The sequence below is a fragment of the Actinoalloteichus spitiensis RMV-1378 genome, from assembly GCF_000239155.1.
Lineage (GTDB): Bacteria > Actinomycetota > Actinomycetes > Mycobacteriales > Pseudonocardiaceae > Actinoalloteichus_B > Actinoalloteichus_B spitiensis.
In genome coordinates this window covers 1-10,559 of record NZ_AGVX02000198.1, presented here as the reverse complement: position 1 = coordinate 10,559, position 10,559 = coordinate 1, and the positions used below count along the sequence as shown (strand labels likewise).

The 10,559-nt window shown below is 71.9% G+C and carries 8 protein-coding genes; 3 read left to right on the top strand and 5 right to left on the bottom strand.

Features of this window, described 5'->3' with window-relative positions; genetic code table 11:
- Positions 1–13: 13 nt before the first annotated feature.
- Both ACTIDRAF_RS0210230 and rpmB read right to left on the bottom strand, forming a co-directional pair.
- On the bottom strand, positions 14–766 hold the full coding sequence (locus ACTIDRAF_RS0210230; protein WP_016698643.1) for an SDR family NAD(P)-dependent oxidoreductase: 753 nt from the start codon (positions 764–766) through the stop codon (positions 14–16).
- A 186-nt stretch (positions 767–952) separates the two neighbouring features.
- Positions 953–1,144, bottom strand: coding sequence for a 50S ribosomal protein L28 (gene rpmB / locus ACTIDRAF_RS0210225; protein WP_016698642.1), 192 nt, complete (start codon positions 1,142–1,144; stop codon positions 953–955).
- Positions 1,145–1,439: 295 nt separating this feature from the next.
- Here rpmB and ACTIDRAF_RS0210220 point away from each other — a divergent pair, with 295 nt between their 5' ends.
- Both ACTIDRAF_RS0210220 and recG read left to right on the top strand, forming a co-directional pair.
- Entirely contained in the window at positions 1,440–3,116 is a 1,677-nt protein-coding gene (locus ACTIDRAF_RS0210220) for a DAK2 domain-containing protein (protein ID WP_016698641.1), read from the top strand.
- Positions 3,117–3,360: 244 nt separating this feature from the next.
- A complete protein-coding gene (gene recG, locus ACTIDRAF_RS0210215; protein WP_016698640.1) occupies positions 3,361–5,601 on the top strand; it encodes an ATP-dependent DNA helicase RecG in 2,241 nt (746 codons plus the stop codon).
- 47 nt (positions 5,602–5,648) lie between these two features.
- On the opposite strand, the gene ACTIDRAF_RS0210210 is transcribed toward recG, so the two are convergent.
- From ACTIDRAF_RS0210210 to ACTIDRAF_RS0210200, 3 genes are read right to left on the bottom strand one after another with little or no spacing between them, the layout of a single operon-like run.
- Positions 5,649–7,064, bottom strand: a complete 1,416-nt coding sequence (locus tag ACTIDRAF_RS0210210; RefSeq protein ID WP_026065958.1) for an ABC transporter substrate-binding protein — start codon at positions 7,062–7,064, stop codon at positions 5,649–5,651.
- A 25-nt stretch (positions 7,065–7,089) separates the two neighbouring features.
- Complete coding sequence (locus ACTIDRAF_RS0210205; protein WP_016698638.1) at positions 7,090–7,926, bottom strand: carbohydrate ABC transporter permease; 837 nt, start codon at positions 7,924–7,926, stop codon at positions 7,090–7,092.
- Positions 7,923–8,840 (bottom strand): carbohydrate ABC transporter permease, encoded by a 918-nt coding sequence (locus ACTIDRAF_RS0210200; RefSeq protein ID WP_016698637.1) that lies wholly within the window; start codon positions 8,838–8,840, stop codon positions 7,923–7,925. Before ACTIDRAF_RS0210200 ends, ACTIDRAF_RS0210205 begins: the two co-directional genes overlap by 4 nt.
- Before the next feature lie 191 nt (positions 8,841–9,031).
- Here ACTIDRAF_RS0210200 and ACTIDRAF_RS0210195 point away from each other — a divergent pair.
- Positions 9,032–10,559 (top strand): ATP-binding protein (locus ACTIDRAF_RS0210195; protein WP_016698636.1); only part of this gene is annotated, 1,528 nt, incomplete at its 3' end.

Sequence of the window (10,559 nt, the reverse complement as noted above, 5' to 3'; positions counted from 1 at the left end):
GAGCCGCGAGCGGTCAGCGGGCGGTGTACCCACCGTCGACCGGAAGGGTCACGCCGGTGATGAACCGGGCCTCCTCCGAGGCGAGGAACGCGACCGCCGCCGCGACGTCGGCCGGCTCCGGCGCTCCCGGAATCGGGTTCATCCCCGTCAGCTGCGCGCGCATCGCCGCCGGGTCCTCCGCGTTCTCGATGAAGTTCTCCACGAGGGCGGTGAGCACCATCGTCGGCGCGACGGCGTTGACCCTGATGTGCCGGTCCGCGTACTCGATCGCCGTCGCCCGGGTGAGCCCCACCAACCCGGCCTTCGCGACCGTGTACGCCGGGATGTTCGGGAACGCCGTCAGGCCGGCCGTCGAGGCCATGTTCACCACGCAGCCCCCGCCGGAGCGCAGCAGGGCGTCCAGCCCGTAGCGCAGCGTGTGGAACGCCCCGTCGGCGTTGATCGACATCACCCGGCGCCAGTTCTCCAGCGGGTGCTCGTGGGTGATGCGCTGCTCCCCGTCGATGCCGGCGTTGTTGACGACCACGTCCACCCGCAACTCCTCGGCGAGCACGTGCTCGAAGCCCTGCCGGACCGACTCCGGGTCGGCGACGTCCACCCGGACGGCTGTCGCGTCACCCACGCTCCGCGCGGCCTCCCTCGCCGCGTCCAGCGCGATGTCGGCGATGACGACGCGGGCTCCCTCGGCGCCGAACCGGCTGGCGATGGCCAGGCCGAGTCCGGAGGCGCCGCCCGTGACGAACACGACCCTGTTCTCGAACCGCATGCCCTGCCTCCCACGCTCGGAACCGCTGGTCACCTGTGTAACAGCGAACCGCCGACGCCGCAGTGCCGGAGCCGGGGCAGGTGGGCAGGCGAGGGGGCGGGCCGCACACCACCCCCGGACGCGCGAAAGCCCGGAACCGGTTGGTGAGACCTCCGTGTTCCGGGCTCCCGTCGAGCACTCGGCCTGTCAGCCGCGAACGACCTTGCCTGCCTTCAGGCAGCCGGTGCACACGTTCAGGCGCTGGCGCTGGGAGACGCCGACCTTCGCGTGCACGGTCTGGATGTTCGGGTTCCACCGACGGTTGGTGCGGCGGTGCGAGTGCGAGACCGACTTGCCGAAGCCCGGCCCCTTGCCACAGACGTCGCAGACGGCAGCCACGTCAGACACTCCTTACGTTGGGTATGCGCGCTCCCGGCGGTCGTGCCCCCGGAGGCGATATGAGAACCCGGGCCGGGCCGGGCAACCACGACAGGTTAACCGCTGGCCGCGAGCGGCTCCAAACCGGGACCCCGCAGGACCGGGGCTTGGTGGCCGGCGCCGAAGCTGGAGCACCGGGGAACACCCGTGGCCGGGCGAGGACGCGGAGGTGAGAACCCGGCGAGGATGGTGTAAGACCGAGCCCAGTCCCCGGCCGCCGTACGGGCCGGGGCGGCGGAAGCGGAGGAGCTTCTCGGTGCGGAACCTGGACGTGCTGTTACTCCGGAGGTGGGCGGAGGACTGTGTCGCCGCGTTGGAGGTTCACCGGGAACGGATCGACGGCATCAACGTGTTCCCCGTCCCGGACGCCGACACCGGCACCAACCTGCTCAACACGATGCGCGCCGCCTCCGAGCGGGCCGGCCCCCTGCCTGGTGGGGCCACCCTCGGTGAGGTGGCCGCCGCCCTCGCCACCGGTGCGCTGCTCGGCGCGCGGGGGAACTCCGGCGTCATCCTGTCCCAGATGTTGCGGGGCCTCGCCGAGGCCGTCCGTGACCTCGACCTGGTGGACCCGCCGCACCTGGTGACCGCCCTGGTCGGGGTGGAGCGGGTCGCGCGGACGGCCGTGACCGAGCCCGCCCCGGGCACCATGCTCACCGTGCTGGCGGGGTCCGTCGAGGCCGTGGAGGCCGCCTCGGTGAACACCCTGGTCGACGTGCTGGCGGCGGCGGTGGCGGGAGCGGAACGGGCGCTGCTGGCGACTCCCGGACAGCAGGACGCGCTGGCGGCCACCGGCGTGGTCGACGCCGGTGGCTGCGGTGTCCTGGTGATCCTGGACGCCCTGCTGGCGCTGGTCGAGGACCGGCCGCCGAGCGCGGACGGCCCCCGGCGTGACGCGCTGTCCCGCGTTCCGTTGCGCACCCCGACCGGCGTCGGAGGGACTGGCGTCAGCGGGGCCTGCGGAGCCGGTCCGGGCGCCGACGAGCTCGGACCCGACTACGACCACGAGGTGATGTACCTCCTGGCTGACTCCGACGAGGGACGGGTGGCCGAGCTGCGCGCGGCGCTCAGCGCGATCGGGGACTGCGTGTCGGTGGCCGGGGACGGGGCGGGTCACTGGGCGGTGCACGTGCACTGCGCGGACGTCGGCGCCGCCGTCGAACGGGGCATCGAACTCGGCCGGCCACACCGGGTGCGCGTTCGACGCCTGGTGACGGCGTCCGGGCCCACCCCCGGGGCCGGTGTCCCGACGCCCGCGTCCGGCGCCACCGGTGGCAGGGCCGTGGTCGCGGTCGTGTCCGGCGAGGGGCTGGGCGAGCTCTTCCGGGCGGAGGGGGCGGTGGTGGTGCACGGGAACGCCGCCGGTCCCGAGCTGGACGCCGCGCTGGATGACGCCCTGCTCGGCGCGGGCGCCCGGCACGTCGTGCTGCTGCCGAACGGCCAGGGGCTGACGGCCAGCGTGGAGCAGGCGGCCGGGCGGGCCTGGGAACGGGGCAGGGAGGTCGTGGTCGTGCCCACCGCCTCCCCGGTGCAGGGGCTCGCGGCGCTGGCGGTCCACGACCCGGCGCGCCGTCCCGCCGACGACGCGGTGAGCATGGCGGAGGCGGCCGCCGCGACCCGGAGGGGGGAGCTCATGGTGGCCAGGCGCGCCGCGCTCACCTGGGCCGGTCGTTGTGAGCCGGGAGACGTGCTCGGGTTGGTGGACGGCGAGGTCGTGCTCATCGCCGACGACGTCCCCTCCGCCGCCCTGCGGCTGCTGGAGCGCATGTTGACCAACGGCGCCGAGATCGTGACCGTCCTGAACGGGGCGGACGCGCCGCCCACGCTGCTCGGCGCGATCACCGCACGGCTGCGGGCGAACCATCCGGAGGTGGAGGTGACCGGGTACGACGTCCAGGTCCCGGACGCGGTTCTCCTGGTGGGTGTCGAGTGACACCCACCAGCCCCACCAGCCCCACCGGCCCGCCCAGTCCGAGCGCCGCGGCGTCGGCGAGGCGGGCGGCTCCCGGTACCGGTAGCGGGAGCGGGGGGACATCCAGGTGCCCCGGGGCGCCGGGCGCTCCCCAGCCGCACCGGTCAACAGGACGGCCCACCGCGCCCGTCGTCGGCGCCGCGGGTCGGGCGGAGAAGCGAACAGCGGGCACCACGTCATCCCGGTGTCGGCGGGAGGTGGGACAGTGACCTCGATGGACGCCCCTCTGGAGCCCCTGCTCGGGGCCAAGACCGCCAAGGCCCTGGAGACGGCGCTGGGGATCGGCACCGTCGGTGACCTGCTCTACCACTTCCCCCGCCGGTACGCCGAGCGCGGCGAGCTGACGCGCATCGCCGGGCTGGAGACCGACGAGCACGCCACCGTCCTGGCCCAGGTCGACCGGGTCACCAGGCGCACCATGCGCTCGCGGCGCGGGACGATCCTCGAGGTCAGGATCACCGACGGGCAACGCACCCTGAACTGCACCTTCTTCAACCAGGCCTGGCGGGAACGCGAGCTGCTCCCCGGCCGGCGCGGGCTCTTCGCCGGCAAGGTCACCAGCTACCGGGGCGCGCTCCAGCTCGCCAACCCCGAGTACCAGCTGATCGGGGTTCCGGAGGCAGGCGGAGCCGACGGCGACGAACAGGCGGCGGCCGAGGAGTTCGCCGCCGCGCTGATCCCCGTCTACCCGGCGGCGCAAGGGCTGCCGTCCTGGTCCATCGCCCGCTGCGTCCGACAGGTGCTGGACGTGTGGGAGGGGAGCGAGGACGCCCTGCCCGCCGATCTCCGCCGCCGACACCACCTGCTGGGTTTCGAGGAGGCCATCCGGCGCATCCACCGACCCGCCGACCACCGGGAGCTGGCGATCGCCCGGAAACGGCTGAAGTGGGACGAGGCACTGGCCGTCCAACTCGCGCTGGTGCGACGTCGGCAGCTCGTCGAGGAACGCCCCGCCCCGCCGTGCCCCCCGGTCCCCGACGGCCTGCTGGCCGCCTTCGACGAACGGCTCCCGTTCACGTTGACGGCGGGGCAGCGGGAGGTGGGGGACGCGGTCGCCCAGGACATCGCCGCCCGGCACCCGATGAACCGGCTGGTCCAGGGTGAGGTCGGTTCCGGCAAGACGGTGGTGGCCCTGCGGGCGATGCTCCAGGCGGTGGACGCCGGTCGGCAGGCGGCCATGCTGGCCCCGACCGAGGTGCTCGCCGCCCAGCACGCCAGGTCACTGGCGGAACTGCTCGGAGACCTGGCCGCCGCCGGCGAGCTGGGGGCGCCGGAGCACGCCACCCGGCTCACCCTGCTCACCGGATCCCTGCCCGCCGCGAAACGCAGGCAGGCCCTCCTGGACGCGGTGTCCGGCGCCGCCGGCATCGTCGTCGGCACCCACGCCCTCATCCAGGACCGCGTGCGGTTCGCCGACCTCGGGTTGCTGGTGGTCGACGAACAACACCGGTTCGGGGTGGAACAGCGTGACGCGTTGCGCAGCAGGGACGACGGCGGGACCAGCCCGCACCTGCTGGTGATGACCGCCACCCCGATCCCCCGGACGGTCGCGATGACCGTCTACGGCGACCTGGAGGTGTCCGCGCTGCGGGAGCTCCCCAGCGGGCGCTCCCCGATCAGCACCTCCGTCGTGCCAGTGGCGGAGAAACCGTCCTGGCTGGACCGGGCGTGGCAGCGGGTGCGGGAGGAGGTCGCCGCCGGGCACCAGGTCTACGTCGTCTGCCCCCGCATCGGCGAGGACGGCGCGGGGGGAACGGGCGGGAAACGCGGCAGGGACGCCGAGGAGGACCTCGACGAGCTCGCCCCGCCGGACGAGGGCGGGGGCGCGCGGCGACCACCGGTCGCCGTGCTCGACGTGGCTCCCCGCCTGGCGGACGGGCCGTTGGAGGGGCTGCGGATCGGGGTCCTGCACGGCAGGTTGCCGGCAGAGGAGAAGGACACCGTCATGCGGGACTTCGCCGCCGGCGAGCTCGACGTGCTGGTGGCGACGACGGTCGTCGAGGTCGGTGTCAACGTCCCCAACGCCACGGTCATGGTCATCCTCGACGCCGACCGCTTCGGCGTCAGCCAGCTCCACCAGCTGCGGGGCCGGGTCGGCCGGGGTTCCGCTCCTGGCCTGTGCCTGCTGGTCAGCGAGACGCCCTCCGGCACCTCGACCATGCAGCGGTTGGAGTCGGTCGCCTCCACCACCGACGGTTTCGAACTCGCCCGGCTCGACCTGGAACTGCGGCGGGAGGGCGACATCCTCGGCGTCTCCCAGTCCGGCCGCCGATCGACCCTGCGGTTGCTGTCCCTGATCTCGGACGAGGACCTCATCGCCGAGGCGCGGGGCGAGGCGGAGCGACTGGTCGGGGAGGACCCGCACCTCACCCGCCACCCCGGGCTGGCCCGGCTGGTCGCGGCGATGGTCGACGACGAACGGGCCGAGTACCTCCAGAAGACGTGACCGCGTCGGGGCGGGGGAGGGCACCAACCGCCCCGACGCGGACCCCCTCAGCCGCCGATGCTGTCGGTGTAGGCGCTCATCTCGCCGCGCAGCGCCTCCCGGGCATCCCCGAGGGCGTCCTCAACGCTCTTGGCGCCGGTCAACGCCGCCTCGATGGCCTCCTCCGCCAGCTGCCGCACCTTCGGCATGGCCCCGGCCAGGCACCCCTGGGTGGCCGTGGTCAGCTCGGTGGCCTCCAGCTGATCGACGGCGGTGTCGAACTGCGGGTTCTCCGCACGCCACTCCCGGTCGAGATCGGTCTCCAGCGCCGCCCGGTTCGTGGGGAAGTAGCCGGTCGAGGTGTGCCACTCCGCCTGGTTGTCGGCGGTGGAGAGGAACTTCACGTACTCCCACGCGGCCCGCTGCTCGGCGGGTTCGTGCCCCGGCCCGCTGATCCACAGCGACGCGCCGCCGATGATCGGCCCGCCGGCGTCCTCGCTGGAGACCTTGGGGTAGAAGGCGGTGTCGACCTCGAAGCGGCCCTCCGCCCCGGCGAGGAAGTCACCCAGGCTGCCGGTGGACTCCAAGGTGATCGCGGTGCGCCCGGCGGTGAAGGCGTCCTGGGCGGCGCTGGTCTCCCGACCGGTGTTCAGCGCGAGGCCGTCGTCGATCATCTGCTTCCACCACTGGAGCAGCTCGACCTGGGTGTCCTGGTCGATCAGCACCTCGCTGGCCCGCTCCTCGCGGCCGTTCGCCCCGTCGCACATGTCCAACCCGGCACCGGCGGTCCACTGCTCCAGGAACCAGCCGTAGATCGCCGCCCCGAAACCGTAGCGGGTCGTGTTGCCGGCCGCGTCGGTCTCGGTGAGCGCCTCGGCCGCCTCCCTGATGTCCGCGAGCGTCCTCGGCGGGTTGTCCGGGTCGAGGCCGGCCTCCTCGAAGGCGTCCACGTTGAAGTACATCAGGGGCATGGAGGTGTTGAACGGCATCGAGTAGAGCGTGTCGTCGATGCTGTAGTAGCCGGCGATGTTCGGCTGGAGGTCGTCGAAGTCGACGCCGTCGGCGTCGGCGAACTCCTGGACCGGGATCGTCTGCCCCGAGTCGATCATGAACTGGCTGCCGATGTCGTAGACCTGGATCAGCGAGGGGGTCTGGTTCGAGCTGATCGCCGCCTTGTAGGCGGTCAGGGCGTCGTCGTAGCTGTTCTTGTAGACCAGCTCGACCCGGATCGACCCCTCGTTCTCCTCGTTGAAGCGGTCCGTCAGGGCGGCCAGTGCGTCTCCGAGCGCCCCACCGCCCATGGAGTGCCAGAAGGTCACGGTGGTCACCCCCTCCGCCTGGTCCAGCACCTCGGGCCCGGGGGCGGTCACCCGCTCACCGTCCGACGAGCCGCCGCCGGTCGCGCCCGCGCAGCCAGCCGCGAGCAACACGCCGGACACGGTGAGGGCGAGCGCTGACGCGCGCCGGCGAGAGTGTCGTCTCATCTCGGTTCGTGCCTTCCGTCTGCCGTTACTTCACCGCTCCTGCGGTGAAGCCTCTGACCAGCCAGCGCTGTCCGACCAGCACCAGCAGGAGCGTCGGGACCAGCGCCAGCGTGATCCCGGCGAGGACCTGTCCCGGTTGGTTGGTGTCCACCGCGCGGAGGTAGTTGATGCCGATCTGCAGCGTGTACAGCTCGGGACTGGAGTTGCTCACCAGCAGCGGCCAGAGGAACTGGTTCCAGCCGGAGAGGAACGCCCACACGGCCAGCGCGGCCAGCACCGGTTTCGACATCGGCACCAGGATGGTGAGCAGGAACCTCAGGTGACCGCAGCCGTCGATCGTCGCCGCGTCCCGCAGCTGCGACGGAAAGCGGAGGAACGCCTGGCGCATGAGGAAGGTCCCGAACCCGTTCGCGAGGAAGGGCAGTACCAGGGCCGGGTAGCTCGACGCCAACCCGAGGCTCACCACCAGCAGGTAGTTCGGGATGACGATGGCCTCCCAGGGGATCATCATCGTCGACAGGAAGAGCCAGAACAGCGGCCTGCGACCAGGCACTCGCAGGAAGACGAAGGCGTAGGCCGACAGGGTCGCGGTGACCAGGTGGCCGACCATGATCAGCCCGGAGACCAGCAGGCTGTTGAGGTACTGCCGCAGCAACGGCACCGAGTGCACGACACCCTCGTAGTTGGCCGTCGTCCACGCCCCCGAGGTGAGACGGGGCGGATAGCTCACCAGCTCGGACTTGGGCAGGAAGCTCCCCACGAGGGTGAAGACGACCGGGAAGAGCAGCACGGCGGCGGCCACGGCGAGGAGCACGTAGGTGAGGACGGCCGTGGTGCGGGACGGACGCAGAGCGGCGCTCACTGGTAGTGCACCCTTCGTTCGATGATCCCGAACTGGATCGCGGCCAGCGCCAAGCCGACCAGCAGCAGCACCAACCCCTGTGCCGAGGCCAACCCGAAGTCGCTGGCGTTGTTGGCGAAGGCGGTGTCGTAGATCGAGTAGACGAGCACGCCGGTGGCGCCGTTCGGCCCACCCCTGGTGAGGATGAAGATCTGCCCGAAACTCTGGAGAGCGTTCAACGTCGTCACCACGACCAGGAAGAACAGGCTCGGCGTGATGAGGGGGATGGTGATGCGGAACAACATGGACGGTCCGCGCGCCCCGTCCAGGACGGCGGCCTCCAACACCTCCTCGTCCCGGCCGGCGAGGGCCGCCGACAGCACCAGCAGGTTGAACCCGGTGTTCATCCACACCGTGACCAACGCCACGGAGACCAGCGCCAGTGAGGGGTCCGTCAGCCAGGCGCGTCCCTGCCCTCCCAGCGATTCGAGGACCCAGTTCAGCACGCTGGTGCCGGGGTTGTAGAGCAGGGAGAACACCACGGAGGCCGCGGCCACCGAGTAGGCGAAGGGGAGCGCGAAGGCCGTGCGGAACAGCCGCATGCCGGGGAGGCGTTGCGCCATCGGCACCGCCAGCGCCAACGGGAGCACGATGCTCGGGACGACGACCAGCACCACGTACCCCAGCGTCAACAGCAGCACTCCCCCGAACTCGGGTGTGAGCAGCTTCGCGAAGTTCCCGAAGCCCACCGAGACCGTCGGTCGTCCGAACAGGTCACTGCCCCGGGTCGCCAGGAAGACCGCCTGACCCAGTGGGAAGAAGACGAACACCGCGAAGACGAGCAGGGAGGGCGCCAGGAAGGCGAGCGCCAGTGTGATGTCCCGTCGACGTCGCGCACGGCGGCGTGGATCTGACGGGAGCGGGACGTTCGGCACCGGCGAACCGTCCCCCGCACAGGTGATGAGAAGTCGACATCCAGGCAGCGCGGTGGTATCGCGCACACGAAGAGTAGTGGCTGGTGCGCGCCGGGACGGCCGCGTCTGGCCACTGGAACGGCACTCCCGAAAAGTAGGACGAAGCGGGTAACGTCCCTGCTCGCGACACTCGCCCACCGGAGGGAGCCCGCATGTTTCGGAAGGTCCTCGTCGCCAACCGTGGTGAGATTGCGATCCGAGCATTCCGAGCCGGCTACGAGCTCGGAGCGAAGACGGTGGCCGTCTTCCCGCACGAGGACCGCAACTCCCTGCACCGGTTGAAAGCCGACGAAGCCTACGAGATCGGCGAGCCAGGACACCCCGTGCGCGCCTACCTGTCGGTGCCCGAGATCGTGCAGGCCGCGCGGCGGGCGGGCGCCGACGCCGTCTACCCCGGCTACGGCTTCCTCTCGGAGAACCCGGAACTCGCGAGGGCCTGTGCCGAGGCGGGCATCACCTTCGTCGGCCCCACCCAGCAGGTGCTGGAGCTGACCGGGAACAAGGCCAGGGCGGTCGCCGCGGCCCGCGCCGCCGGGCTGCCGGTGCTCGCGTCGTCGGAGCCCTCCTCGAGCATCGAGGACCTCCTCCTCGCGGCGGAGGACATGACCTTCCCCGTGTTCGTCAAGGCCGTGGCGGGCGGTGGCGGGCGGGGCATGCGTCGGGTGGAACGGCCGGAGGCGCTGCGCGACGCGTTGGAGGCCGCCATGCGGGAGGCCGAGTCGGCCTTCGGCGACCCCACCGTCTTCCTGGAGCGGGCGGTGGTCAACCCCAGGCACATCGAGGTCCAGATCCTCGCCGACGCCACCGGCGAGGTCATGCACCTGTTCGAGCGGGACTGCTCGGTGCAGCGCCGGCACCAGAAGGTCATCGAGATCGCGCCGGCGCCGAACCTCGACCCGGCGTTGCGGGACCGCATCTGCGCCGACGCGGTCGCCTTCGCCCGCCAGATCGGCTACGTCAACGCCGGCACCGTGGAGTTCCTGCTGGACGAACGCGGCGAGCACGTGTTCATCGAGATGAACCCCAGGATCCAGGTCGAGCACACCGTCACCGAGGAGGTCACCGACGTCGACCTCGTCCAGTCCCAGCTCCGGATCGCGTCGGGGGAGACCCTCGCGGACCTGGGGCTCAGCCAGGAGGCGGTCAGCCTGCGCGGCGCGGCCCTGCAGTGCCGGATCACCACCGAGGACCCGACCAACGGCTTCCGCCCGGACACCGGCCTGATCAGCGCCTACCGCTCCCCCGGGGGATCAGGTATTCGCCTCGACGGGGGAACGACCTTCGCCGGCACCAGCATCAGCGCCCACTTCGACTCGATGCTGGTGAAGCTCTCCTGCCGGGGACGTGACTTCCCCACCGCCGTCTCCAGGGCACGCCGGGCCGTCGCCGAGTTCCGGATCAGGGGCGTCGCGACCAACATCCCGTTCCTCCAGGCCGTCCTCGACGACCCGGACTTCCGCGCGGGCCGGGTCACCACCTCCTTCATCGAGGAGCGCCCCCACCTGCTGACCGCGCGCCACTCCGCGGACCGGGGCACCCGGCTGTTGACCTACCTGGCCGACGTCACGGTGAACCGCCCGCACGGGGAGCGGCCGTCGGTGCTGGACCCCGCGCACAAACTGCCCGGGACCGACCTCTCCGAACCCGCCCCGCCCGGTTCCCGGCAGCGGCTGGCGGGAC